This is a genomic window from Hallella sp. (assembly GCF_037460745.1).
GTDB lineage: Bacteria > Bacteroidota > Bacteroidia > Bacteroidales > Bacteroidaceae > Prevotella > Prevotella faecis.
Map to the genome: position 1 here is coordinate 11,194 of NZ_JAXVAE010000096.1, position 25,637 is coordinate 36,830.

The window sequence follows — 25,637 nt, forward strand, 5'->3', positions numbered from 1 at the left end:
ACCATGCCCACAAGCCGCCAAGAGAGAATCGCATTTGCGCTGATGCTGCTTACCGCGCCCGCCGTGGTCTACGCGCTGACGCTGCTACGTCCCACCTTCGACGATTGGACCTACACCACCTATCCCAACACCGACCCCGACTTTTGGAAGTATCTCCTGCCGTATGGCGACTATTGGCGACCCTTCGACGGTGCGTTCGGCTATGTCGTGGCGATGGGCGACCGTTGGTTTCCCACACTCAACCACCTCTGCGTCTACCTCGGACACGCCCTGGCAACGCTGTGGGTTTGGCTCATAGCCCGACGGTTGGACTTCCACCCGGCAGCGCGCCTCACGGCAGCCACGATCCACTATGTGTCGCCCGCCATCCTCGGCACACTGCTCTCCATCGACTCGCTCAACCAAACGTACGCCTCCTGTTGGGGCTTGGCCGCCCTGTGGGTGTACCTCAGCGGCAAGCGCCACGCCATTCCCTCGTGGCTCCTGCTGTGCGCCACGGCCACCCTGTGCAAGGAGAACGGCGCCATGTGGCTGTTCATTAGCCCTTGGGTGGGCTGGCTTTTCAACAAGGTATCGGGGCGACAAGCCTGTCGGCATCTGGCGTGGGCGATGGGCCTGCTCATCGTTTACGGAACCCTCCGACTCGCATTGCCCAATAGCTATGAAAAGGAAGAGAACGCGTATTTCAACATTCCCCTGGCCGGAAGGCTATCCAACGTGGCCAAATATGTGCTGTTATCCTATACCTCTTTCGACTTTGTCAGCGTGTTCCATCGCCCGAGCCGCAACGTGCCTTACCTCTTGCTCACACTCACCCTGTCGGCACCCTACTTCGCGCTGAACCTTCTCAACGCCTACCGTAGGCGCTGCGACAGGCGGTTGTGGGGCCTGTTGGCAGCCTCGCTTGTGGCCGTCGCCCCCCACCTGCTAACCCTCTTCAGCACCATGCACGCCTATGCCGGACTGGCCCCACTGGCCTTGCTGGCCGGATGGCTCATGCCCAAGGAGGGAAACATCAGGAGGACGGCACTGGGCGCCCTGATTCTTTATGTCGTGTCGGCGATCGCCGTCGGCGCACGCCATTGGGAAAAGGCGTACCAATCGGGCATGGACGGCTACCAAATGGCCCTCGAAACCATCAGGCAGACGCACAAGCCCACACACCGCGTGCATTGCATCTGTGTGGACCATGGAGAGCACAAATACTCGAGTTTCTGCGTAATACCCTACGACTCCTACGGATGGGGCAACGCCGTGGTGTGGCAAACGGGAGGCAAATGGCCGCAAGAACTGCACGCAACCATAATGACACCCGACAACAACCCACAACAGTTGGCACAGGAAAAGCTACGCGAGGGCTACGACCACGTGTGGATTGTGGATGGGAAAAACATTCAAGTCATTGAGCGATGAAGCAACTACGCGACATATTGTTCCTACAAACGTTCGGCATTATCCTTGTGGTGCTGGGCCATTCCTTCTACCAATTTCCCAGCGACACACCCTTCATAAGATGGATCTACGGGTTCCACATGCCCCTGTTCTTCTTTATATCGGGCTACCTGCTCAAGTATGTGCATGGCGACTTGGCCCATCTGCAACTCTCTGGGCGCACCGGATACATGGCGCGCAAGGCCCGACGGTTGTTGGTGCCCTATGTGGTCATCAGCAGCCTGTTCTTTGTTCCCAAGGCCCTGATGTCGCGTTATAGCGTGCGTCCCATCCAACTCAACCTTCACGACTACCTCGACCAGCTGCTCATTCCCTACCACAACGTGTTTGGCGCCTATTGGTTCATGCCCACGTTGTTTCTCGTGTTCACCGTGTTTATCTTGGCGCGCAAGACCCTGGGACGGCATGCCACCACCACGGGCGGCATGGTGGCGCTGGGCGCATTGGGCGTGGTCGACTGCCTGATGCCCTTCGCAAAGGACAGCCTGCTCAACATCGTCGGCGTGGTGTTCTACCTGTTCTATTTCGCCTTGGGCTACCAGTACCAAGCGTCGCGCGTGGAAACGGCCATCAAAAAAGCCAATGCCGCGATGGTTTTCATCACGACACTGGCTCTGTCTGTCCTATTGATGTATGTGCCCCAAGGCTCGCTGACCGACCTGCTCATGGCGCTCAACGGCATTCTGATGAGCATCGGCCTGGCGCTGCTCTACGAGCGCCGCGGCGCCCATGCGCTCGACCACCTCTTTGGGTACACCTATACCATTTACCTTTATAGCGGCTTCTTCCAAATTGCGGCCCTCCAGGTGCTGCTCCACTTTGTGAGCCTGCCCCCGGTGGTGTATGTGCCATTGGCCTTCCTCATGGGCCTCTACGGACCGTGGGCCATGAAAAAAGCCTGGCGGAAGCTGCGCCACTAACTCAGTTCGAGCATTCGCTTGATGGGTTTCACGGCGTCGCGCGCCACGTCGGCGTCGATCTCGATGGCCGGCCATCCCTCCTTCAGCGCGTTGTAGATCTTCTGCAACGTGTTTTTCTTCATGTATTCGCACTCGTTGCACGAACAGCCCAACGAGCCCTCCGACACCTCGGGAGGCACGGGAATGAACTCCTGGTTGGGACAGGTGCGCTGCAACTCGTGGAGGATGCCCGCCTCGGTGGCCACGATAAACGAGCGCGTCTCGGGATGCTCCTGAGCATACTTGAGCATGGTGGCGGTGGACCCCTTCACGTCGGCCACGGCCAGCACAGGCGCCTTACACTCCAGATGGGCCATGACAACGGCCTCAGGATGCTCGGCCTTGAGCTTCACGATCTCCGATACCGAGAATTTCTCGTGCACATGGCAACCGCCATTCCAAAGCAGCATGCTGCGCCCCGTCACCGAGTTGATGTAGTTGCCCAGGTTATAGTCGGGGCCAAAGATGATCTTGGCGTCGGCGGGGAAGCTGTCGATGACCTTCTTGGCGTTGCCAGAGGTCACCACACAATCGGTGAGCGCCTTCACGGCAGCCGTGGTGTTGACATAGCTCACCACCTGATAGCCGGGATGCTCGGCCTTGAAAGCCTTCAGGTCGTCGGCCTTGCAACTGTCGGCCAGCGAGCAGCCCGCGGTGAGGTCGGGGCAGAGCACCGTCTTGTCGGGCGAGAGCAACTTACACGTCTCGGCCATGAAATGCACGCCACACATCACCATCACCTTGGCGTTGGCCTCGGCAGCCTTGCGCGCCAAAGCCAAAGAATCGCCCACAAAGTCGGCAATGTCCTGTATGTCGCCGGTGGTGTAGTAGTGGGCCAGGATGATGGCATCCTTCTCTTGGCACAGTTTTCGAATCTCCTTCTTCAGGTCGAGCGAGCTATCGACAGGCTCATCTACGAATCCTTTCTCCTTCCAGCTTTGTTTTACCATATCTGTTTTCGTTTCATGCCGGGATGGTTTTCAACGCCCTTTTATTATTATCTTTCTTTTTTTATTTTAAAAGAAAAAATAAAAGAGTATGATGATAGCCTGTGGAAATGTTGATAACTGAAACGCCCCAAAAGCGCCTTTCCTGCTATCCACACAATGGGTGGGCTTATCCACATACGTCAATCATATCTTCCGGTTGATTATCAATCCCTTAGCCGTTTATCCACAATTGTTGTTATGTATGCAAAGTTAATAAGTTTATATCTTTTCCCCATCAAAAACTGTGGAAAAATGACTATAATCTTTTGCATAACCCTGTTGATATCCACGATTTTCAGGGTGTGGACCTGAAGTGTGGATAACCCCGAGGTTATGCACAGGGTTATCCCTACGCTTTTCAGCCAGTTATCCACAGGGTTATCAACAACCTGTTTGCAACAAACAAGCATAATAAAAAACGCCACACTCGGACCGTAGGTTCACGGTGTGAATCCTATCGGTCCGAGTGTGGCGTAGTGTAAAATGTGGGAAGGATAGATGTGGCTTACAGGTTGGCCTCCACCTTATTTATTATAAGCTGGGGGTCGAGGGTCATCATGCAGGCATGGTCGCCCCTGAGGCATTTCTTGTTGCCGAAGATGGAACAGGGGCGGCAGGGCATGTCGAGCTGCACGGCGTTGTCCATCGACTGTTTCCAGCCCAAGAAACCGGCATAGGGATGCGTGGCGCCCCACACGCTGACCACCGTGGTGCCCGCGAGCGAGGCCATGTGCATGTTGGCGCTGTCCATGCTCACCATGACATCGAGATGGCTCATGAGCATGAGCTCCTCGGTGAGTCCGTTGAGCAACGACGGCACGTTCACGCAGTTGGCGTGGCGCTCGGTGATGCCGCTGATGAGCTGCTTCTCCTTGTCGCCTCCTCCGAAGAGGAATATGCGGCACGACGGGTGGTTGTGGATCAGGGTGGCCACCACTTGCTCCATCTTCTCGATGGGATATGCCTTTCCGCGGTGCGCCGCAAATGGCGCGATGCCTATCCACTGCTGGAATGGCTTCTTCTCGCCTATCTCGGCTGGTAGCTGCCTGAGGCTGGCCGCCGTGGGCATGAGCGGATAGGTTTGGCTCATGTCGATGGGGTAGCCCAACTTCTCGAACACTTGGGCGTAGTTCTCAAAGGCTGTGGGCAGCGGCTCGAGCACCTTGTTGTTGGCCGAGGTGAGTTGTCGGCGTTCAGGGCGGTGCTTGTCGAGGTGGGCCACACGGTAGCGGTCGAGGTTGAATCGCATACGCAGGTAGTCGGAGCGCAGCACGTTGTGGAGGTCGGCGATGGCTGTGAAGTTCTTCGCCGTGAGCCTGCGGTAGAGCGCGTTGAGCCCCTTGATGCCATGGTACTCGCCTTTGGTGTCGGCTCCCATGAACCCCACGTTGGGCGCAAGGTTCTCATAGAACGGACGGGCAAAGGGCCGCGACAGCACGGTGATGCGCACGTGCGGGTATTGGTGGGCAAGTGCGCACACCACAGGCACGGTCATGGCCACATCGCCCATGGCCGAGAAGCGTATGACAAGAATGTGGTCTGTCTTCATTTTTTGTTCCCGTAGAGCACAGGGTTGGTGCTGGGGTCGTTGTACATCTTCATCTGGCGGTACACTTTCATGTACTTCCTTCCAGCCTCAATGTCCTCCAGCAGCTGGTCGATGGCAGTACCCAGGTCCTTCTGTTGCTCCAACAGGATGGCCAACTTGTCCTGGCAGCGCTGGCGGTGCTCTTCGCTGGCGTCGTGGCGCTCGGCCTGCTCTTTCATGTGGTAGATCTTCAGGGCGAGAATGCTCAAGCGGTCGATGGCCCATGCGGGGCTTTCGGTGTTCAGCCGAGCGTCGTCCTTAGGCTTGACGTCGCTGTACTTCTGGCGGAAGTAAGAGTCGATTTGCTCCACAAGGTCGGTGCGGTCCTGGTTGCTGCGGTCGATGCGGCGCTTCAGTGCCAAAGCCTCAATGGGGTCGATGTGTGGGTCGCGGATGATGTCCTCAAGATGCCATTGCACGGTGTCAATCCAGCATTTCAGGTACAAACGGTTGTCGATTTCATCGCGATCATAGGGGTTGTTGATAGGCGTGTCAACGTTGTCGATGACGTGGTAGTCTTCGATGGCCTTGTTAAAAATAACGTTGCAATGAGCTGTAAATGACATTCTTTATAGTGATTTAGATTTCGTGCAAAGATACCTATTAATTTCGAGATATGCAACAAATAACAGATAAAATAGTGACAGATATTTGCACAATGTATGGGTGTTTGTGCAAGCGAGAGTCACTTTTATTCAAAAATATTTGCGTATTTACCAAAAAATCAGTTACTTTGCAGCCTGTTTGATAAGAAACTAATAATAATCAATTTTAAAATTTACAATTATGTCAGAAATTGAATCAAAAGTTAAGGCAATCATCGTTGACAAACTGGGTGTAGACGAGGCTGAGGTTAAGTCTGAGGCAAGCTTCACTAACGATCTGGGCGCCGACTCACTGGATACCGTCGAGCTGATCATGGAGTTTGAGAAGGAGTTCGGTATCTCTATTCCTGACGACAAGGCTGAGACCATTCAGACCGTGCAGGACGCCATCAACTATATCCAGGAGAACGCCAAGTAAGTTGATAGCCATCCCGTTTAGCGTTTAGTGTTGTCTCGACAGATTGTCACCACACTAAACGCTAAACTTTTAACATCATTTTCAATCAATGGAATTAAAGAGAGTAGTAGTAACAGGTCTGGGTGCCATTACTCCAGTCGGTAACTCGCCTGAGGAGACCTGGCAGAACCTCGTGGCTGGTAAAAGCGGCGCAGCACCTATTACACAATTTGATACGACGAACTTCAAGACGAAGTTCGCCTGCGAGGTGAAAAACCTCAATGTCTGCGATTACCTGGACCGCAAGGAGGTGCGCAAGATGGACCGCTACACGCAGCTGGCCATGATTAGCGCCATCCAGGGTGTCAAGGACTCGGGACTCGACCTTGAGACGGTGGACAAGAGCCGCATCGGCGTCGTTTACGGCGTGGGCATCGGCGGTATCCACACGTTCCAGGAGGAGGTGGTCTACTATGGTCAGCACATCGAGGCTGGTCCGAAGTTCAATCCTTTCTTCATCCCGAAGATGATTTCCGACATCGCTGCCGGACAAATCAGCATTCACTTTGGTTTCCATGGCCCCAACTACGCTACGACAAGCGCTTGCGCATCATCGACGCACGCTGTGGCAGACGCATTCAACCTGATTCGTCTGGGCAAGGCCGACGTCATCGTCTCTGGAGGTGCCGAGAGTGCCATCTGCGCCACTGGCGTGGGCGGTTTCAACGCCATGAAGGCTCTCTCAACACGTAACGACGATCCTGAGCACGCTAGCCGTCCGTTCAGCGCCAGCCGCGACGGATTCATCATGGCTGAGGGCGCAGGTTGCCTCGTGCTCGAGGAACTGGAGCACGCCAAGGCTCGTGGCGCCAAGATCTATGCTGAGATCGCTGGTGAGGGCATGAGCGCCGACGCTTATCACATCACCGCGTCGCACCCCGAGGGTCTCGGAGCCAAGCTCGTGATGAACGCAGCGCTCGAGGACGCTGGTATGTCGGTCAACGACATCGACTACATCAACGTGCACGGAACGTCCACACACGTGGGCGACATCTCTGAGGCCAAGGCCATCAAGGACGTGTTCGGTGAGCAGGCTTTCAAGCTCAACATCAGCTCCACCAAGAGCATGACCGGTCACCTGCTGGGCGCCGCCGGCGCTGTGGAGGCCATGGCTTGTGTGATGGCCGTGAAGAACGACATCGTTCCGCCTACCATCAACCATGAGGAGGGCGACGAGGATCCCGAGATCGATTATAACCTGAACTTCACATTCAACAAGGCTCAGAAGCGCGAGGTGCGCGCTGCGCTGTCAAACACCTTCGGTTTTGGCGGTCACAACGCTTGCATCATCGTTAAGAAATACGCTGAATAATGAACGTGTTTGTTTTCAGAGACTTGATAGAAACAATAAGGCTCCCTTTCCGAAAGGACAAGGAGCTTTATTTGTCTTTACGCGACATCATCGGTTTCGTTCCACGCGACATCAGCTATTACAAGATGGCGCTCATGCACAAGAGCGTCATGCACCGCAACAAGAAGGGTAAACCAGTCAACAATGAGCGCCTGGAGTTTCTGGGCGACGCCATTCTCGACGCCGCTGTGGGCGACATCGTTTACCACCATTTCCCCGGAAAGCGCGAGGGATTCCTCACCAACACGCGATCGAAGTTGGTGTCTCGCGAGACGCTCAACCGCCTGGCGGTGGAGATGGGCATCAACAAGCTCATCCTTTCGAGCGGCCATTCCATGTCGCACAACAGCTATATGGGCGGCAACGCCTTTGAGGCGCTCGTGGGGGCCATCTACCTCGATTGTGGCTACGACGCCTGCATGCGCTTCCTCAACAAGCGAATCCTGTCGCAGATGATCAACATCGACAAGGTGGCTTACAAGGAGGTGAACTTCAAGAGCAAGCTCATCGAGTGGACGCAGCGCAACAAGGTGAAAATGGAGTTCCGCGAGATCAGCACCGGAAGAGACCAGAGCGGCAGTCCAACGTTCACCTATCAGGTGTTCATGGAGGGCGTGGCAGGTTGCGAGGGACAAGGATTCTCGAAGAAAGAAAGCCAGCAAAAGGCCTCGAAGGACACGCTCAACAAGCTGAAACGCGAGCCGCAGTTCATCGACGCCGTGTTTGCCGCCAAGGGCAAGCGCACGAAGATGGAGGAGGAGCCTGTGCAGGCGTTGCCCGATACCTGCGAGAGCTCCGCGTTCATCGTGACGGATGGCACCCAAGTGGTTGCCGACGAGAAGCACGAGACGGCCTTCCGCGAGCGTGTGTTCACCGAGAGGGAAAGTGCCGTTGACGAGCGTAGGGCCGCCGTCAGCGAGATGGGTGACGCCGAAAACCATTCGATGGCCGGCACCGAGAACGCTGACAACGAGTTCGACCTGAGCGACATCAGCGCCAAGGCTCAAAGCCGTGAGGACATCATTGCGGCCGCCGAGAAGGAAGCCTTCGGAAGCTCCCATGAGGCATGATGGCCACTATCATCAAAAAATACTAAGCTGTAAATATTATTATCAGTATCTGATGAAGTGTGCGTAGTGCTCCAACCATAAAGCGCGCACGTTCCGATAAACATATTGTGCAGTTGAAAAAAATCAAGTAAAGCTTTCCTATGGTGCTTATAAATAGCATTATAGGAAAGCTTTTACTTGTTTTTGCTTATCTCAATATAGCAAACTGCCGTTTACAAACGCTTTGTCTCTTTCTTGAACAACCCATCCAAGACATTGTTGGCTGATGCTGATTGGGAAGAATTAATAGCAAACCTGGAATGTGCCATACCAAACTTTCGGATAGTAAGATTTGAGACTGAGCAGATTTCGAAAGACTGTTACCGTTTATGCGTTTTGATTCGCTACGGCTTTAAACCATCCGAAATAGCTCTCATCATGGGAAAGACGACCTCTTTCATAACGAAAACGCGGCAGTTTCTTTTGCATAAGATATATCAAGTTTCAGGCACTGCGCAAGAGTTTGATGTCAGGCTCTTGGATATCTTTTAACCCAAATCGGTCTAATGACCGTTTGTGGTTTAGGGTTCGAACGCCTATAAACCACGTAAAACGCCACAAGCTATCAGCAATGTTCTGATGCTTGTGGCGTTTCGTTTTGGGGCTTCAGGCGGTCTACAAGGCCGCTTTTATCCTTCTTATTTCACCCTTGATGTGATGGGGCTCTTGGTTCCTTTCATTCCTGTGAGGAACGCCTTGGCCGATCCGAAGCGGAGGTGCATGTCGAGCCTTACGGGCACATGGTTCTTGTCGTCGGTGACGAAGAAGTCCACAATTTTCTTGAATCCCTCCCCTTTCTCGTTCTCGAGGTATGCCAGTTTGAGGCATCTGTAGGTGTGTCCGTCGTCGGTCTTGACGTTCACCTTGCCCTCATAGCGCAGCCGGGCGGGGTATCGCCCGTTTCCGTCGGCCATGGGGAAGTTCACGTCGTGCCCTTTCCGCCATCCCGTTGGGTTGAACGAGCGTGCGCGTAGGAAGATGCTCATCATGTCGAACACGCAGTCGTTGTAGGTGTGTTGTTCCCACGAGTGGGTTCCGTTGCCGTGCTGTCGGTGCTGCTTCACGTGGCATTTGCCGTTGGGGTAGCTGTAGAACACCTCGTCTACGGTGTATCGCGATCCCTCGCGTGCTCCTTTTCGGTAGTAGATGGGTTCCAGGTTGAGCGTGTTGTAGCACAGCAGGGTGTCGCGCAACACAAACATCTTGTCGACCTTTTGGTTGCCTCGTGTGATCAGGCTGCTGCGCCATGCAGGCTGTCCGTTGCGCTTGCTCTGAACCGTTGAGAACGAAGCCGTTCCGGCCTTCACCCACACGAATTTCCAGTTGTAATAAAGATTATAGGACAGAAACTCGCCCGACTTGAATGCGTCGTTATGGAACCCACACTGCGCCTTTGCCGGCAGCATGGCCAGCATGAGGCAGCATGCCAGGAGAAATGTTTTCGCTTGTTTCATGATACTTAGTGTTACAAGTTGTTGTTTGGTATGTACTCTATGCCCAGCTTCTTGGCTCGCTCCTCGTTGCGGTGCTTGATGCTCTTGGCCTTTTCGCCTTTCTGCTTGGTTATCTGCTCGGGTTTCTGCTTGTTGAAGGGACGCGCGTTGGGATTCCATGTCAGCGTGAGGTCCCATTTGGCCCTGCACTCAATGGTCTCGGGATAGTAGTAGACCTTCTCTGGCTGCCGGTCGGCGTCGTAATCGCCCGTGTCCCACTTGCCGTTTTGGTTTTCGTCGAGAATCATTCGCATGTAGTATTTGCCCGCCTTGAGGTAGAAGAACTCCGCCTGCCCGTTGTGGGTCGTTGCTTCCTTGACCACTTGGTCCGATCCGTCGAGCAGCTGTGCGATGACAGGCTTTCCCTCCATGCCCTGCAGGGTCATGAGGAGCGTGGCGTACTTGTCGAGCGACCTGACGCGCACCCCCTGCTTGATGGCTATCGAGGCTTGTCCGTAGATGGATTGGAAGGCGGCGCTGTCAATCTCCAGGCTGTATTCCATTTCGGGTTTCCATGCCGCCTTGAGCACGAAGGTTTGCGAGTCTTTTCGGTCTATGCGGTATGGCTCGGCGTACCATAGCGAGTCGGTGGGTTGGTGCGAGTAGAGGTGTATGTGGGCCGTGTCGACGTCGTTGAGCGGTTTCTTGGCCGTTATCCAGATGTTTTGGTCGGGATCCATCTCGCCAAGGGGCGCCATGTTGAGTTTTAAGGGCTCGGGCCTCATGATGGAGTCGTAGGGTTCCCCGCGCTTTTTCAGCTTGGCTTGCTCCTTCTGCCATTGCTCCATCTTTTTCTTTAGGTCCTTCGTTCGCTTGGCGTAGGGTTCCTTTGAGATGATCTTGATGGTGTCGGTTTGCAGCTGCAGCGTTCCGAGCGTGTCGGTGATGTGGTGCGTGAGGGCCATGGTCAGCGTGTCCTGGTTCACCAATGTGGTGTCGCGCAGCCAATAGGTGATGGTGTCCTTATGCTCCGTTGGTTCGATGATAAAGGCGTTGTTGGCGTTGAAGTTCAGTCCGGTGATGCTGGGCAGAATGCTGTCGCCGTAGGTGTAGAAGAGCGTAAAGTGGTCGGCCTCCTTTCGTTCGGCCTTGAGATAATACCTGTCGGTCATCACCTCGTTGAATGCCCTGAGGCAGATGTTGTCGGGCAGGAAGTGGGTGTAGGGCACCGTTTTGATGCTGGCAATGTGTAGCGAGTCGAGCCATGTGGTGTCTTGTCGTGTGTCTTCCTTGAACGAGGGCACGACCCGTTCGTGCTGGAAAGCCACCATTTCGCTCTTTTGGCTGAACACGAAGTCGCCATCCGCATCCTGCAAGGCGTAGATGCGGTAGGTTCCGGGCGCCACGCCCTTGATGGTGAAGTGTCCGCTGGCGTCGGTCTTCGACACGCGCAGCATGGGCTTCTTCTTGAAATAGTCGTTCGAGATGCTGTCGTAGAGTCCCACGAGAATGCCCTTCACGGGCTCCAGGTTGCTGGCTTCCACCACATATCCCGACACCTCGAGCGTGTCGATATGGTCGCCCGTTGAGAAGCTATAGGTGTAGCTGCCCATGGGGTTTCCCTCGTTGTTGTCGCTGATGGCGCTCGAGAAGTCGATGGTATAGGTGGTGTTGGGTTTCAGCGAGTCGAGCAGCTCCACGCTGATGCGCTTTCCTTGCCCTTTTATTTCGGGCTGGTTGAGCTGCGGTGGCGACACGACGACGTTCTGTGAGGGGTTGTCTATTTTGATGAACTCGTCGAAGTTGATGTAGATATGTCTTCGGTTGACGTTGACGCCCTTGTCGGCGGGTGAGCAACCGATGACGCGTGGCGGCGTCTCGTCGTACCATCCTCCGTCGGGGCTGCCCATCTTGGCGCACGACATGAGCATGAGTGTGGCGACGAAAAGTGTCAGCAGGCTGATTGCGCGCATGGTCACCGTCTGCTTTTCCTTTCGTAGCTGCTTGCTGTTATCTGTCTTGTTGTTCATCTTCTAATTGGCTTTTTCTTACTGATTATCCGTGGGTTGCGGCGCTGTGTGGCCGTTTCCCCACGATGGCGGTTGCCGTTTCCCCATGGGTTTTTAGCCCTTGTTCATCTCCAGCAGCTCATCCATGTTCTTTCGTGAGTTGCTCAGTCGGGGCACCTTGTGTTGTCCGCCGAGGCGTCCTTTCTGCTTCAGCCAGTCGTTGAACAGTCCCTCTTTGGCCTTCACCACCTCCAGGTGCTGCAACGTCACGTTGTGCGAACGCTTGGCCTCGTAGTCGGAGTTGAGCTCCTGCAACTTCTCGTCGAGCGCCTGTGCGAACCGCTCCAGGTTGTCGGGGTCTTTGCTAAACTCGATGAGCCACTGGTGCCGGCACTTGGCGTTCTTGTCCATGTAGACCGGTGCGGCGGTGTATTCGAGCACCTGTGCGCCCGTTTTCTCGCAGGCGTAGGCCAGTCCCTTCTCGGCGTTGTCCATGATCAGCTCCTCACCGAAGGCGTTGATGAAGTATTTTGTTCGTCCTGTGATGATGAACTTATAGGGTCGTTTGGATGTGAACTCCACCGTGTCGCCAATCATGTATCGCCACAATCCGCAGCTGGTGGTTATCACCATGGCGTAGTTGCGGCCAATCTCCACCCCTTCGAGCGGCACCACCGTGGCGTCGGGGCGTCCCACTTCCTCGAGCGGAATAAACTCGTAGAACACACCATAGTCGAGCATGAGCAACATCGATCGGTCGGTGGGGTCGTCTTGTATGCCAAAGAATCCCTCCGAGGCGTTGTATGTTTCCATGTAGTGCATCTTCGAAGAGGTGATGAGTTGCTCGTATTGTGAGCGGTAGGGGGTGAAGGCTATTCCTCCGTGGAAGAACACCTCCAGGTTGGGCCACACCTCCTCGAGGTGCTTCTTTCCCGACAGCTCCATGACGCGTACGAGCACGCTGAGCATCCACGAGGGCACACCCGATATGTTGGTGATGTTCTTATGCAGGCACTCCTGTGCGATACGGTCGCGCTTCACCTCGAAGTCTGATAGCAGCGCCGTGCGCTTTCTGGGCACTCGCATGAGGTTTACCAGCGGGTTGATGTTTTCGATGAGGATGGCGCTGAGGTCGCCCACGAGCGATCCGTCCACGTTGTAGTTGGGCGAGTGGCTGCCTCCCAGTATGAGCGACTTGCCGTCGAAGAGTCGGCTGTTGGGGTTGTTGCGGAGGTAGAAGGTCACCACGTCCTTGCCACCCTGGTAGTGGATGTCGTGCAATCCCTCGGCCGAGACAGGTATGAACTTCGACTTGTCGTTGGTGGTTCCCGACGATTTGGCGTACCATTGCACCTGTCCGGGCCACAGCACGTCGGCCTCTCCGTGGCGCATGCGGTCGATGTCGCGCTTCAATTCCTCGTAGGTGTTGATCGGAACATTCTTGGCAAACTCCTCATAGCTGTTCTTGGGCGACAGCAGGTGGTTGCGGCCATATTCGGTGTTGGAGCCTCTTTCCAGTAAGTGGCGCAGCACGGCTTCTTGCAAAGCCTCGGGCTGGGTGTAGTGTTTCTCCAGTGCATACTGGCGGGGCTTAAAGAATTGGCCCACTATTTTTGTTAAACTCATGCGTTTAATGACTTATATTTAAGGTGCAAAGTTACCCTAAAACTTTGATATTATAGTAAAATTTAGTTATTTTAATGATTGGAAACGATTGCCCCCTCTCCCCCACCGACCTGTAGACCATAACGTTTGGAATGGCATAAACGTAGAAAAACACTTATTTTCTCGCCTTTCTTTTGTTCCGTTTGGTTATTTTGCCTTACCTTTGCAACCATCAACCAAGCTATCTAAAAAACTAAGCTATATGTCGAAATTATCTACCCTTCTACTCCTTTCGGCTTTGTCGCTCACTTCGCAGGCCCAGCACACGCTGACGCGCTCCGAAGCCATGACCCTCTACACCACAGAGGCGCCCAAGCGCGTTTCGGTTCATGACCCCTCGGTGGTGTGGGACACGCAGAGCCAGCAGTATTACATCTTTGGCTCGCACCGTGCGCAAGCCCGCACGGCCGACCTTTACCAATGGACCCACATAGCGCCCGCCATACCCTGGGGAACGGTCGTTGGTGGGGCCATCGTGCCGGGAGCCACCAACCAGGAGGCCTTTGCCCATCCGCAGGTAACGAGCCTCACCACCGCCGCAGGCCGTACCATCAGCCTGCCCAACTTCGATGCGGCGGCCTGGTCGGCCCTGGCTTCCAAGGATTATAATGTCGACGGCAACCTCTGGGCGCCCGATATCATCTACAATCCGGTGATGAACAAATGGTGCCAATACCTCAGCATCAACGGCGACAACTGGGCTTCGAGCGTGGTGCTGCTCACCGCCGACAACATCAATGGTCCCTATGTTTACCAAGGGCCGGTGGTCATTGGCGGGTTCAATGGCAAGAACGCCAACTCGTATAAGAACACCGACCTCGAGCAGGTCGTAGGCACACAGGCCTCGTTGCCCAGCCGCTACAACAAGCAAGACAAGTGGGGCGTTACATGGCCCAACTGCATCGACCCTTGCGTGTTCTACGATGAGAACGGCCAGCTGTGGATGTCGTATGGCTCATGGTCGGGCGGAATATTCATGCTCAAGCTCGACGCCAAGACCGGTTTGCGCGACTACGACGCCACTTATCCCCTTGTCGGAAGTGGCGCCAATTACACCTCCGACCCCTATTTCGGCAAGAAGATAGCCGGTGGCTACTACGCTTCGGGCGAGGGATCGTACATACAGTACATTGGCGACTACTATTACCTCTTCATGTCCTACGGTGGACTGACCTCCGATGGTGGCTACGAGATGGAGGTGTTTCGCTCGAAGAACCCCGACGGGCCCTATGTCGACCCCAAGGGCACATCGGCCCTCTTCGACCGTTATCTCTTGAACTATGGCACGAACGGCAGTTTCCGCGGCGAGAAGATTCTCGGCAACTATGAGAACTGGGGGTTCATGACCACCGGAAAGAAGACCTCCTTCAGCACGCCAGGCGAGCTGTCGCAGGGCCACAACTCGGCCATCACCGATGCGCAGGGCCGCAGTTTCCTCATTTACCACACCCGTTTCAACGACGGGTCGGAAGGCCACACGGTGCGTGTTCACCAACTGTTCACCACGAGCAACGGCTGGTTGGCCGCCGCCCCCTTCGAGTTTACGGGCGAGACCGTCAACGACGACAGCATTGCCACGCGCCAGCGTTTCAGCGCCCACGAGTTGGCCGGAACCTATCAGGTGCTCGTGCATAAGCAGGGAGTGGACTATAAAAACCGCGAGACGGTGAAACCCATCGCCGTGACCCTCACCGAGGACGGTAAGGTGACGGGCGCTCTCACCGGCACCTGGAGCCTCACCGAAGGCACCTCGTATATGACCCTCAAGGCTGGAGGCGACGCCTACCAGGCCGTGGTGGTGGAGCAGCACATGGAGCCCTATACCATCAAGGCCATCGCCTTTACCGGAGTGGGCACGGCGGCCACCGTTTGGGGCTATAAGATGGCGGACGCCTATGCCTTGTCGTACCTGCTCCGCACGGCCACCATGCCTGTGGGCCAAGGCAAGACCGTCAACAGCAACGTGAACCTCTATGGCGTTACCCAAGGCTACGACAATGTGAGCGTCGCGTGGAAATCGTCGAACCCAACGATCCTCAGCGACGATGGACACTACAACCCCGAGGCCATGACGGCCGACAACATGCCTGTCGACCTCGTGATGACGCTCACCTCGGGCGACTGGCAGTGTGTCGACACCTTCTCGGTGAACGTGCGCAAGACCACCATTCCGGACCAGGCCGACATAGAGAGCGGCACCGTGGCTTATTACAACTTCGACAACCGTCCGATCGTCAACGCCTTCGATTCGGCCCAGGTGGCTCGCATGAAGGGCCAGTCGGGGGCCTCCGTGCCCTCGCTGCAGGCCGACCACGAGCGCAGCGGACAGTTTGTCCACACCCAGTTTGGCGCCAGCGGACACGCCAGCTATGTGCAGATGGACAACCCGCTCAACGGTGCCACGCTCACCGATGGCTTCACCGTGTCGTATTGGACACGGCTCACCGACGAGAACCTGTGGGACTGCCTGTTCAGTTTCTTCAACCCCCTATCGCAGGCGCGCTTCTACATGACGGGCAACGCCTATGTGGGCTACAACAACAATACGGGCAACTGGATCGACCTCAACCATCCATCGACCGTTACGACGGGCTATCTCAATGCTGGCAAGTGGGCGTTTGTCACCATGACCGTGTCGCGCACCGACGGTGTGAAGCTCTATGTTGATGGTTCGCAGAAGAACCTCAGCGCCGTGGCGGGCTCGCAAAACGGCACAAGCATCACCACCAAGGCACAGTTCGACTACAACGAACTGGTCGACTTTGTGGCCTCTTGCTCCAATATGTACTTGGGTTACGGATCGTTCTGGGGATCGGCCGAGGCGTCGTTCGACGACCTGTTGGTATTCAACCGTGTGCTGACGCGCACCGATGTGCGTGCCTTGAACATGGCCGCCAACCGCGAGCACAACTTCACCCCCACGGGCATCGTGGCGCCCATCGCCAACCGCCGAGCCACCGCCGACCCGAAGGTCTATAACCTCCAAGGTCAGTGTGTGGGATTGTCGCTCAGCGGTCTGCGTCCCGGAGTATATGTGCAGAACGGAAAGAAATATGTTGTGAAGTAGCGTGTGGGGCATTGTGCCCGTGGAAACGACGGTAAGCGTTACCATGTTTCGACATTGATAAAGAGCTCCCCATCTTCTCTCTTCGGAAGATGGGGAGCTCTTGGGGTTAAGTGGGTTTCGATGATCCGAATGGCACTATCTCTTGGCTACTTCTTGTTAGGGAATGTCCATGTAATCTTTTATTATCCATCCGTTATTATTAACCGTAACCAAATAATACCGTCCCATCATGGTGCGGAAGTCGGCTGTGTAATAAGGTAGAAAAAAATCTGTTGGCAAATGTTCAATTTCAAAGCGCATTTCAGAAAATGCAATGCGTACGTTCTGGTCAGGTTCTTGTGGCAGCAACAACTCCAATGTATATTCCCCCCTTGCCTTTTCGTGTAGAAGAACAGAGAACTGACATTCGATGTTTCTGATATCTACTGCAAGATTAAGAAAGTTGCTCAATGCGAATGTGCTGATATCACTTGTTGCATGCCAGTCGCCATCGAGAACGCGTTGGTTGAAACATTGGAAGAAGTTTGTGGGGCCAGAGTAATAATTGTATGCTACCTGTGTGCCATCGTAGAAACTTGAAACGGCAGGATGGCCGGAGACAATGAACCCCATGTAATTCTTGGGCGAAAAAAGCCATACGACATCGCCATGATACCAATCAGACAAATGTTGCCAACGTTTGGCTATTTGGGCAATGTGTTTTGGGCATTCCTGTCCCTTTGTATCTGTTAGACTTTGTAATAGTAGATTTGTGTTTCTCCAAATTCCCCTAAATGGTCTTAATCTTTTTTCAGGACATGATTTCATCACTTCCGTTATGATAACTGCCGGATAATTGTTTCCTCCAATAAAAGGGGCCGTCAATGAATCGAATCCCGCATAAGGATTATTGCTTGTGGCATACTTGTAGTTCTGATAGAAGGCTTCTTTCATTTCCTTAACAGTAACACTGTCTTTGAAATGACTTTGCTTAAGCCATTTGTGTACTTGAAGGTGGCAAGTGTGATTGTATATGCGAACTTGATTTTCCATGCCTAAATCAGGAAAAACATAGTCGCTCTGGGCAATAGCGATTATCGGCATTAAGCAGACATTTGCCACCCAAATAGTCTTTAAAAGAAAACGATTTAACATATCCAAAGGATTTTTGTTATTTTACTCGCATATATCCCCATCAGGATCAGCTTCATTATAATATAGTTTGAGGGCAAAGATAAACATTTTATTTAATTATTAGATATTGTAAATGTTAATAAAATGGACTTACCTGACATTTAGAGATGATTTGAACTTCTGTTCACTTCTGACAGTTTTTGGCTTCAGATGGCTTCACCGCTTCTGAGTGTAAATACTTACAAGCATCCTTCATCACTCCAATGTGGATGAATCTGAGAGAAATCTTGGTAGGAGAAGCCTGCGAAGGCATCAGGTTGAAGCGTTATGCCCAATGTTGGACGAACGTGAATTAAGCCAACAATCTATAGTGAAAACTACACATTTCTTTTCTTTCACGGAACTATTTGGCCGAAATATGCAATTCCCGGTGTGTTTACGTAACACGTTGTTGTTCAAATGGTTGTGATGATTTCCGATAATTCTACACTCAGAGTTTGACCTCACGCATTGCCGTTGGGCATGTTTCGCATTGCGAAACATGCCCGATCGTAAGACGATACCTTCCCAACGGTGGCTCGGTTTGGCATCTTTCGCAACCCGATACATGCCTAACGGTACGCGCATCTCTCATTTTTGGCGCTACGATGGCGCAAAAATGGCATTTTCGTTGTCTATCTCGCGCAAAATTCCAACACAACTTTTTAACCAAAAAACTGGACGAATGGAACCCGTCGCAACTCTCTTGGCCTACTTCACCACCTTGCGCCCGTTGAGGATATACACGCCGTGGGCGGGCGGTGTGGTGAGCCTTTGGCCTTGCAGGTTGTAGAGCTTGCTACCGCTGGGTGTGTCGATGGTTGTGTGGTCGATGGCCTCGTTGCCGCTGCCGTTCACCTTCTGTGGGTTAAAAAAGATTGCGCTTGCAACTCCGTAAAGGTTGCAAGCGCAATGGCTGTAAGGATAACTTTTATGTTCATGTGTGTCCTTTGTGTGTTCGGAAGCGTTCTCGATGAGCTCGAGTAAGGGGCTACGAGAGCTTCCAGGTCACGCCATCCTTGGTGTCGTTGACTTCGAATCCGGCTTCGGTGAGCGTGTTGCGAATCTGGTCGGAGGTGGCCCAATCCTTGGCCTCCTTGGCCTTCTGGCGCATCTCGAGCACCATGTCGACAATCGTTCCGTAGGCCTTCTCGCGGGCTTCGTTGTTGGCTCCGCGGTTGTTCTGCAGTCCGAGCACGTCGAAGGTGAACAGGCTCATGGTGTCGGTGAGCTCCTGCAGGTCGTCGGCAGAGATCTTGAGCTTGTGGTCGACGAGCTGGTTCACCAGGTGGCAAGCCTCGAAGAGCGCGCTGATGACGAGCGGCGTCTGCAAGTCATCGTTCATGGCGTCGTAGCAACGCTGGCGCAAGGCGCGCACCACCTTTTGCGTATCGGGCGACGATCCCTTGGCCACCTGCACGCGACCGAGATCGGCAATGCCGTTCATCAGGCGGTCGTAACCCTTCTGGGCGGCCTTCAGGGCGTCGTTGGAGAAGTCGACCGTGCCACGGTAATGGGCCGAGAGGATGAAGAAACGGATGGTCATGGGCGAATAAGCCTGCTCCAGGCTGTCGTGCTCACCCTTGAAGAACTGCTCGAGTGTGATAAAGTTGCCGAGCGACTTGCCCATCTTTTGGCCGTTGATGGTGATCATGTTGTTGTGCATCCAGTAGTGAACCATCTGGTCGCCCTGCGATGCAACGGCCTGCGCAATCTCACATTCGTGGTGGGGGAAAACCAGGTCCATGCCACCTCCGTGGATGTCGAAGTGGGCGCCCAGGTACTTGCGGCCCATGGCGGTGCACTCACAGTGCCATCCGGGGAAGCCGTCGCTCCATGGCGAGGGCCATCGCATGATGTGCTCGGGCTGCGCCTTCTTCCAAAGGGCGAAGTCGGCTTGGTTGTGCTTCTCCGACGTGCCGGCCAGCTCGCGGCTCTTGTTGATGATGTCCTTGAGGTTGCGGCCCGAGAGAATGCCGTAGTGGTGGTCGCGGTCGTACTTCTCAACGTCGAAGTAAACCGAGCCGTTTGATATGTAGGCATAGCCGTTGTCGAGAATCTCTTGCACGAGCTGCTCCTGCTCGATGATGTGGCCGGTGGCGTGCGGTTCGATGCTTGGCGGCAGCACGTTGAGCATCTCCATGGCCTTGTGATAGCGGTTGGTGTAGTATTGCGCGATCTCCATGGGCTCGAGCTGCTCGAGGCGTGCCTTCTTCTCAATCTTGTCGTCGCCCTCATCGGCGTCGTGCTCCAAGTGGCCTACGTCGGTGATGTTGCGCACGTAACGCACCTTGTAGCCCAGGTGTTTGAGGTAACGGAAGAGTACGTCGAAGGTGATGGCCGGGCGCGCGTGGCCCAGATGCGGGTCGCCGTAAACCGTGGGACCGCAGACGTACATGCCCACATGGGGGGCGTGGAGAGGCTTGAACAGCTCTTTCGAGCGTGTCAGCGTATTGTAAATCAAAAGATTCTGTTTCATGCTTGCTAATGTTTTGCTACTGTGTTGGGTGTTGCAAAGGTAGCTAATAATCTTGAGAAACAGAACCTTTCGATACCCTTTTGTAGGGAAAAAGCATTAAAAGAGGTGGCGACATGGGGGTTACCACACCACCTTCTCGCCGAGAATGACTCCGTCGGTGGCGTCGTCGGCGGTGAATGTGGCACCGCGATATTGCACGCAGAGCATGACGAGCGGCTCCGTTCCGTTGTTGCGAACCGAGCGCTTGCCAGCGGGCGCCACGCGCACCACACTACCCTCGCCTACCGCGAACACCTCGCCGTCGACCTGAAACTCGCCCGTTCCGCTGAGGAAGAAATAGAGCTCCTCATGCGTCTTGTGGGTGTGGAGAAAACCGGTCTCGCTGCCTGGAGCGAACGATTGGAAGGAGAAGTCGCCTCCGGTGGCGCCCAACAGCGCGCCGCCAAACACCTTTCCGGGGATCTTCACCTCCGGACCGAGTTGCAATTCATACTGGTTGAGTTCGCTCATGGGGCCAAACGTTGCTGCCGTGGCGTTGGTCAGCGACTTGATAATCTTTGCTTCTTTCATGTTGTTTTGTTTTTGTTGGTTTGCGATGGCAAAGTTAAGCCAATTCGGACGCTCCCACAAGAAGGCACTTTGGCGTAACATGGTTACCTCTGCGTAACCATTGTTGAGCAACAATAGGTTAAGTTTTGGATGTTTAACTATTATTAACGCATTTGACTTTTGTCTTCCATTGCCAAAGGTTACTTTTGTAGCCTAATAATGAAAAACATTGGTTAACCCATGCCCAAGGTCATTAAGGAAACCGTCTTTATGGATTGCCCCATCCGCAACGTGCTGGCTCGCATCAGCGGAAAGTGGTCGTTGCTCGTGCTCTATGCGCTGGACCGCAACGGCTTGTCGCCCATGCGTTTCAACCAACTGCGCCGTGCCATCCCCGACATATCGCAGAAGGTGCTGACCACTACCCTGCGCACTCTCGAAACCGACGGGCTCATCTGCCGGAAGGTGTTTGCGGAGGTGCCTCCGCGAGTGGAGTATTCGCTCACCGAAAGGGCATTGACGCTCATCCCATTGGTCGACTCGCTCATTAACTGGGCGGCCGATAACATGGCGGACATTGTGCGCGACAGGGCGCAGGGCATCGAGCCCGACACCACATGACGGCCATTGCCAAGGTGCGAGAAACTATTAACCCCATCGAATTAACAGAACAATCAGCTATACAATCAGCAAATTCCCCATTACCTTTATTATGAGATACCCCCGAATCACAGCAGCCGAGGCTGCGGCCATGATCAATGACCGCGACAAGATGGCCCTTGGCGGCTTTACGCCCAACGGCAATCCAAAGGCCATCTTCCGTGAACTGAGTAAGCGCGCCGTGAAGGAACACGAGGCCGGAAAACCTTTTGCAGTAGGCATCTACACGGGCGCTTCGTCGTGCCAGAGTGTGGAAGGCGACATGGCCAATGCGCATGCGTTGCTCTTCCGCGCACCGTTCTCTACCAACAAGGACTTCCGCACACACACCAACCTGGGTGAGATCGACTATGAGGACATGCACCTGGGACACATGGCCGAGCGCATGCGACATGGCTTCTATGGAGAGTTCGACTGGGCGGTCATTGAGGTGTCGGACATTGTGGAGGGCGAGTCGGAGTGCCGTGCCTACCTCACGTCGGCAGGAGGAATCGCCGCTACCGCTGCGAGGCTTGCCAAACGCGTCATACTGGAGCACAATACGTTCCACAATCCCAACTCAAAATTCCTACACGATACGTGGGAGCCGGGCGACAACGGATCGGGACGCGGACCGATGATGGTCATCAAGCCCTACGACCGCATTGGCGAAAACTACATCAGCATCGACCCCAAGAAGATTGTGGGCGTCATAGAGAGCAACATACCCGAGGAGGCGCGCGCCTTCAAGGAGGTGGATGAGTTTACCTCGGCCATCGGAAACCACTTGGCCAACTTCCTCGTCGACGACATGAAGGCGGGCCGTATCCCGAAGCAGTTCCTGCCCATACAGAGTGGTGTGGGTGCCACGGGCAACGCCGTGCTGGCCGCATTGGGATCCAATCCGCGCATTCCACGCTTCAACGTTTACAGTGAGGTGGTGCAGGATGCGGCCATCCGCTGGATGCTTGAGGGCAAGGTGATGGACGCCTCGGCTACGGCCATGACCGTCACCAATGAGTGTTTGCAGGAGGTTTACGCCAACATGGACTACTTCTCGAAGCACCTCACCATTCGTCAGAGCGAGGTGGCCAACTCGCCTGAGGTGATTCGCCGATTGGGCGTCATCGCCATCAACACCGCTGTGGAGTGTGATATCTATGGCAATGAGAACTCGAGCCACATCTGCGGATCGGCCCTGATGAACGGCATTGGTGGCTCATGCGACTATGAGCGCAATGGCTATATCAGCGTGTTCACTACGCCGTCGGTATCCAAGGGCGGCAAGATCTCGTGCATCGTGCCCATGTGTTGCCACGTGGACAGCACCGAGCACGACGTGGATGTGATCGTCACCGAGCAGGGGGTGGCCGACTTGCGAGGCAAGGGGCCTGTTCGCCGTGCACATGAGGTCATAGAGAACTGCGCTCATCCTGAGTACCGCCCGCTGCTGCGCGACTACTTGGCTCACATCGCCCCCATGGGCCACGAGCCCCAGAGCATGACCGCTGCGCTGGCCTTCCACGACACCTTCCTGCGCAAGGGCGACATGCGCCTGACCGATTTCGCTGAGTATCTGAAATAATCCATCCCCCTTTCATACCCGCATAGGCCATCCCACAAAAAGGATGGCCTATGCTGTTTTTACCTCATGGGTCGTCATTGCACAAGGACGGACAATGCTGTTTTTGCTTCATAGGTCGTCATTGCGCAAGGAAGGGCAATGCTGTTTGGGGACCCAAGGTTATTCTCTTAGATGGCCAACCTACGCTATGTTGATGGCTTGCGTTTTCTATCCATTTGCTATACGATGGACCGTCTCTCTCGGACCTATGCTTTCTTTATCTGTCCACAGGTCGTTCCCATCCTCGGTGGATACGTGCTTTTGAGCCCTTGGATTGCTCCTTATTATATAGGTAATCGGTGATAGCAATCGCAGGTCTCTCTTGCTTTTGTGCCTTGTGTTAGTAGGCCAACTGCCGCTTGGGTGCTTAATGAATGTAAAACAAGTCTTAAAATGTGTTGTGTTCGCACACAAAATGTTGATTTAGGTCAAGAATGAGCCCAAAAATGCGATTTTCCATGCCTTAGGTATTGCAGAATTCTGACTTTCATGCTACCTTTGCATCGTCAAAAGGAAATAAGTAACCTCGAGAGAAGTGAATTCCTAGACATTCGATTCAATAGGTTTAAGGTTAGTAGATTGTTTCATATAGGTTTTTAGTTTTTAGGTTTTTAGATTAAAGTTTTTAGGTTATTTCATTAGGTTGTTAGTAACTTTTTAGGTAATTAGTAGATTGATTTCAGGAATGACAAACCCCTGTCTCTGTTTGAAGAGACTGGGGTTTGTCGTTTTATGGTGTTTCCCCATCTGCTTTTTGATGTTTCCTCAGCTACTTTTGCCATTTTCTCATGCGTCTTATTGCATTCTCTCATGGGCTTCATAACGTTTCTTCATGCGTCTTATGGTGTTCGCTCTTGCGTTTTATCACATGTCATCATTTGCTTCGTAAGGCTTATTCTTCTGTCAGAAGGCCCTTTATGGAGCGTCGAGTCAAGTGTGATGGGCTATCGGCCCATGCCTTATGGCCTCACGACGGATGGGTATGGGCATAAAAAAACGCCCTCCCCTTGACAAGCAAGGAGGGGGCATTATCATCATATTTGATGGCGATATTAGCCTTGTTTAGCGCTTGAACTTCTCGCTTTGCTGGCGAATGAGCTCAGCGTCATCGAAATAATCGATGCGCATGGCGCGTCTGACGTCGTCCATGGTCTGTGCGGCCGTCTCGCGAGCGCTTTCCGATCCTTGCTTGAGGATGTTGAAAATCTCGGGGATGTCCTTCTCATACTCGGCGCGACGCTGACGTATGGGGTCGAGCATGCGGTTGATGACGTTGTTGAGGAGCTTCTTGCACTTCATGTCGCCGATGCCGCCACGGGTGTAAGCAGCCTTCAGCTCGTCGAGGTTCTGGAACTCAGGCCAGAAGTCGGCGAAGTCCTGATCGGTTGAGAAGGCGTCGAGATAGGTGAACACGGCGTTGCCCTCCACGTGTCCGGGGTCGGACACATTGATGTGGGTGGGGTCGGTGTACATGCTCTTCACCTTGCTCCACACCGTGTCGGCGTCGTCGGAAAGGTAGATGCAGTTGCCGAGGCTCTTCGACATTTTCTCCTTGCCGTCGGTGCCAGGAAGGCGTCGGGCCGTAGCGTTCTCGGGCAGAAGGATTTCGGGTTCCACAAGCACGGGAGCGTAAGTCTGGTTGAAGCGGTTCACCAGTTCGCGCGTCAGCTCAATCATGGGCTCCTGGTCTTCGCCGGCGGGAACCGTGGTGGCCTTGAAGGCGGCGATGTCGGCGGCCTGCGACACGGGGTAGCAGAAGAAGCCGAGTGGCACTGAGTTGCTCTCGAAGCCACGCATCTTCACCTCGGTCTTCACCGTGGGGTTGCGCTGAACACGCGCCACGCTGACGATGTTCATCAGGTAAGTGGTGAGCTCTGCCAGCTCGGGGATGTGGCTTTGTATGTAGAGTGTGCATTTGGAGGGGTCGAGACCGGCCGAGAGATAGTCGAGTGCCACCTCAATGATGTTCTGTCGAATCTTCTCTGGATTGCTGGCGTTGTCGGTCAATGCCTGCACATCGGCCATGAAAACGAACATGCGGTCGTAGTTGCCCTCGTTCTGTAACTGCACACGGCGACGCAAGCTGCCAACGTAATGGCCCAGGTGGAGCTTGCCGGTGGGGCGGTCGCCTGTCAAAATAATCTTTCCCATATTGTTTTGTTGTCTGTTTAGTTGGTTGTTGGGCGGGTGCGTCCGGTTGGTCGCCCCTTGCCTCATGGTGTGGCGGTTTGTGTGGCGCTTAGCCTGGGTATGCCGCCGAATGTGGTGCAAAAATAGTGCTTTTTATTTGATTACGGAAGTATTCCACCATAAATTATCTCACGATTGACGAGCGGTCAACCTAAATCCCATAACCTATTTTGGGTTTAACCCAAATCGGTCATTAGATTTCAATTCTTGTTAGTGTTTGTTTCGAGCAGGTTGCGACAGTCGCGTTGAAGGCATAGCGGGCTATGTCGAAACGCGAATGGAAGCAAGATGCCGAAAGAAACGCTGGCAAGAGTTGGAAA

At 54.2% G+C, this 25,637-nt stretch carries 19 protein-coding genes; 8 read left to right on the top strand and 11 right to left on the bottom strand.

All coding sequences use genetic code 11. The annotated features are described in order from the left end of the window. The first annotated feature begins 3 nt into the window (after positions 1-3). Positions 4-1,413, top strand: a complete 1,410-nt coding sequence (locus WKK33_RS05765) for a hypothetical protein (protein WP_337932901.1) — start codon at positions 4-6, stop codon at positions 1,411-1,413. Then, positions 1,410-2,372 carry an acyltransferase family protein gene (locus tag WKK33_RS05770; RefSeq protein WP_337932903.1) on the top strand — a complete coding sequence of 321 codons (963 nt, stop codon included), beginning with the start codon at positions 1,410-1,412 and terminating at the stop codon, positions 2,370-2,372. The genes WKK33_RS05765 and WKK33_RS05770 overlap by 4 nt, the downstream gene beginning before the upstream one ends. Here the strand turns inward: WKK33_RS05770 and nadA are convergent. The 3 genes from nadA to WKK33_RS05785 form a co-directional block, all read right to left on the bottom strand. Then, positions 2,369-3,361 carry a quinolinate synthase NadA gene (gene nadA / locus WKK33_RS05775; protein WP_337932904.1) on the bottom strand — a complete coding sequence of 331 codons (993 nt, stop codon included), beginning with the start codon at positions 3,359-3,361 and terminating at the stop codon, positions 2,369-2,371. The genes WKK33_RS05770 and nadA overlap by 4 nt on opposite strands. A 544-nt stretch (positions 3,362-3,905) precedes the next feature. After that, a complete protein-coding gene (locus WKK33_RS05780; RefSeq protein ID WP_337469279.1) occupies positions 3,906-4,949 on the bottom strand; it encodes a glycosyltransferase family 9 protein in 1,044 nt (347 codons plus the stop codon). Further along, positions 4,946-5,554: a DUF4254 domain-containing protein gene (locus tag WKK33_RS05785; RefSeq protein WP_215759317.1), complete on the bottom strand. Its 609-nt coding sequence runs from the start codon at positions 5,552-5,554 to the stop codon at positions 4,946-4,948. Before WKK33_RS05785 ends, WKK33_RS05780 begins: the two co-directional genes overlap by 4 nt. 220 nt (positions 5,555-5,774) lie before the next feature. Here WKK33_RS05785 and WKK33_RS05790 point away from each other — a divergent pair, with 220 nt between their 5' ends. The 3 genes from WKK33_RS05790 to rnc all read left to right on the top strand — a co-directional run bounded on the left by WKK33_RS05790 (position 5,775) and on the right by rnc (position 8,471). Then, entirely contained in the window at positions 5,775-6,011 is a 237-nt protein-coding gene (locus WKK33_RS05790; RefSeq protein ID WP_215759316.1) for an acyl carrier protein, read from the top strand. Between the two features lie 88 nt (positions 6,012-6,099). Further along, positions 6,100-7,362, top strand: a complete 1,263-nt coding sequence (fabF, locus tag WKK33_RS05795) for a beta-ketoacyl-ACP synthase II (RefSeq protein ID WP_337469281.1) — start codon at positions 6,100-6,102, stop codon at positions 7,360-7,362. Further along, entirely contained in the window at positions 7,362-8,471 is a 1,110-nt protein-coding gene (gene rnc, locus WKK33_RS05800) for a ribonuclease III (RefSeq protein WP_337932905.1), read from the top strand. The genes fabF and rnc overlap by 1 nt, the downstream gene beginning before the upstream one ends. 677 nt (positions 8,472-9,148) lie before the next feature. On the opposite strand, the gene WKK33_RS05805 is transcribed toward rnc, so the two are convergent. From WKK33_RS05805 to WKK33_RS05815, 3 genes are all read right to left on the bottom strand, one after another. Beyond that, positions 9,149-9,964 (bottom strand): DUF3108 domain-containing protein, encoded by an 816-nt coding sequence (locus tag WKK33_RS05805; RefSeq protein WP_337569350.1) that lies wholly within the window; start codon positions 9,962-9,964, stop codon positions 9,149-9,151. Between the two features lie 11 nt (positions 9,965-9,975). Further along, entirely contained in the window at positions 9,976-11,916 is a 1,941-nt protein-coding gene (locus WKK33_RS05810; RefSeq protein WP_337932929.1) for an Ig-like domain-containing protein, read from the bottom strand. A gap of 150 nt (positions 11,917-12,066) precedes the next feature. Further along, complete coding sequence (locus WKK33_RS05815) at positions 12,067-13,578, bottom strand: GH3 auxin-responsive promoter family protein (RefSeq protein ID WP_215759311.1); 1,512 nt, start codon at positions 13,576-13,578, stop codon at positions 12,067-12,069. A gap of 241 nt (positions 13,579-13,819) precedes the next feature. Here WKK33_RS05815 and WKK33_RS05820 point away from each other — a divergent pair, with 241 nt between their 5' ends. Then, a complete protein-coding gene (locus tag WKK33_RS05820) occupies positions 13,820-16,684 on the top strand; it encodes a family 43 glycosylhydrolase (protein ID WP_337932906.1) in 2,865 nt (954 codons plus the stop codon). A gap of 156 nt (positions 16,685-16,840) precedes the next feature. Here the strand turns inward: WKK33_RS05820 and WKK33_RS05825 are convergent, their stop codons facing one another. The 4 genes from WKK33_RS05825 to WKK33_RS05840 form a co-directional block, all read right to left on the bottom strand. Continuing rightward, positions 16,841-17,818 carry a DUF5030 domain-containing protein gene (locus tag WKK33_RS05825; protein ID WP_337932908.1) on the bottom strand — a complete coding sequence of 326 codons (978 nt, stop codon included), beginning with the start codon at positions 17,816-17,818 and terminating at the stop codon, positions 16,841-16,843. A 729-nt stretch (positions 17,819-18,547) separates the two neighbouring features. After that, on the bottom strand, positions 18,548-18,694 hold the full coding sequence (locus tag WKK33_RS05830; protein WP_337932909.1) for a hypothetical protein: 147 nt from the start codon (positions 18,692-18,694) through the stop codon (positions 18,548-18,550). A gap of 133 nt (positions 18,695-18,827) precedes the next feature. Then, a complete protein-coding gene (cysS, locus tag WKK33_RS05835) occupies positions 18,828-20,315 on the bottom strand; it encodes a cysteine--tRNA ligase (RefSeq protein ID WP_215759307.1) in 1,488 nt (495 codons plus the stop codon). A 120-nt stretch (positions 20,316-20,435) separates the two neighbouring features. Beyond that, positions 20,436-20,885 (bottom strand): cupin domain-containing protein, encoded by a 450-nt coding sequence (locus WKK33_RS05840; protein ID WP_337932910.1) that lies wholly within the window; start codon positions 20,883-20,885, stop codon positions 20,436-20,438. A 219-nt stretch (positions 20,886-21,104) separates the two neighbouring features. Between WKK33_RS05840 and WKK33_RS05845 the strand changes: the two genes are divergently transcribed. Then, the gene (locus WKK33_RS05845) at positions 21,105-21,485 is read left to right on the top strand and encodes a helix-turn-helix domain-containing protein (RefSeq protein WP_337932911.1); all 381 of its coding nucleotides are present in this window, start codon (positions 21,105-21,107) and stop codon (positions 21,483-21,485) included. Between the two features lie 91 nt (positions 21,486-21,576). Beyond that, positions 21,577-23,088: an acetyl-CoA hydrolase/transferase C-terminal domain-containing protein gene (locus WKK33_RS05850; protein WP_337469516.1), complete on the top strand. Its 1,512-nt coding sequence runs from the start codon at positions 21,577-21,579 to the stop codon at positions 23,086-23,088. A gap of 1,101 nt (positions 23,089-24,189) precedes the next feature. Here the strand turns inward: WKK33_RS05850 and trpS are convergent. Then, positions 24,190-25,278 carry a tryptophan--tRNA ligase gene (gene trpS, locus WKK33_RS05855; RefSeq protein WP_337932912.1) on the bottom strand — a complete coding sequence of 363 codons (1,089 nt, stop codon included), beginning with the start codon at positions 25,276-25,278 and terminating at the stop codon, positions 24,190-24,192. Positions 25,279-25,637 lie beyond the last annotated feature (359 nt).

What these genes read in the sequence shown, in the direction of transcription:
- WKK33_RS05840 (WP_337932910.1), bottom strand. Translation starts at nt 20,885, where the DNA reads ATGAAAGAAGCAAAGATTATCAAGTCGCTGACCAACGCCACGGCAGCA.
- WKK33_RS05850 (WP_337469516.1), top strand. Translation starts at nt 21,577, where the DNA reads ATGAGATACCCCCGAATCACAGCAGCCGAGGCTGCGGCCATGATCAAT.
- rnc (WP_337932905.1), top strand. Translation starts at nt 7,362, where the DNA reads ATGAACGTGTTTGTTTTCAGAGACTTGATAGAAACAATAAGGCTCCCT.
- WKK33_RS05805 (WP_337569350.1), bottom strand. Translation starts at nt 9,964, where the DNA reads ATGAAACAAGCGAAAACATTTCTCCTGGCATGCTGCCTCATGCTGGCC.
- WKK33_RS05765 (WP_337932901.1), top strand. Translation starts at nt 4, where the DNA reads ATGCCCACAAGCCGCCAAGAGAGAATCGCATTTGCGCTGATGCTGCTT.
- WKK33_RS05820 (WP_337932906.1), top strand. Translation starts at nt 13,820, where the DNA reads ATGTCGAAATTATCTACCCTTCTACTCCTTTCGGCTTTGTCGCTCACT.
- WKK33_RS05810 (WP_337932929.1), bottom strand. Translation starts at nt 11,916, where the DNA reads ATGCGCGCAATCAGCCTGCTGACACTTTTCGTCGCCACACTCATGCTC.
- WKK33_RS05780 (WP_337469279.1), bottom strand. Translation starts at nt 4,949, where the DNA reads ATGAAGACAGACCACATTCTTGTCATACGCTTCTCGGCCATGGGCGAT.
- trpS (WP_337932912.1), bottom strand. Translation starts at nt 25,278, where the DNA reads ATGGGAAAGATTATTTTGACAGGCGACCGCCCCACCGGCAAGCTCCAC.
- cysS (WP_215759307.1), bottom strand. Translation starts at nt 20,315, where the DNA reads ATGAAACAGAATCTTTTGATTTACAATACGCTGACACGCTCGAAAGAG.
- fabF (WP_337469281.1), top strand. Translation starts at nt 6,100, where the DNA reads ATGGAATTAAAGAGAGTAGTAGTAACAGGTCTGGGTGCCATTACTCCA.
- WKK33_RS05770 (WP_337932903.1), top strand. Translation starts at nt 1,410, where the DNA reads ATGAAGCAACTACGCGACATATTGTTCCTACAAACGTTCGGCATTATC.
- WKK33_RS05825 (WP_337932908.1), bottom strand. Translation starts at nt 17,818, where the DNA reads ATGTTAAATCGTTTTCTTTTAAAGACTATTTGGGTGGCAAATGTCTGC.
- WKK33_RS05785 (WP_215759317.1), bottom strand. Translation starts at nt 5,554, where the DNA reads ATGTCATTTACAGCTCATTGCAACGTTATTTTTAACAAGGCCATCGAA.
- WKK33_RS05815 (WP_215759311.1), bottom strand. Translation starts at nt 13,578, where the DNA reads ATGAGTTTAACAAAAATAGTGGGCCAATTCTTTAAGCCCCGCCAGTAT.
- WKK33_RS05845 (WP_337932911.1), top strand. Translation starts at nt 21,105, where the DNA reads ATGCCCAAGGTCATTAAGGAAACCGTCTTTATGGATTGCCCCATCCGC.
- WKK33_RS05790 (WP_215759316.1), top strand. Translation starts at nt 5,775, where the DNA reads ATGTCAGAAATTGAATCAAAAGTTAAGGCAATCATCGTTGACAAACTG.
- nadA (WP_337932904.1), bottom strand. Translation starts at nt 3,361, where the DNA reads ATGGTAAAACAAAGCTGGAAGGAGAAAGGATTCGTAGATGAGCCTGTC.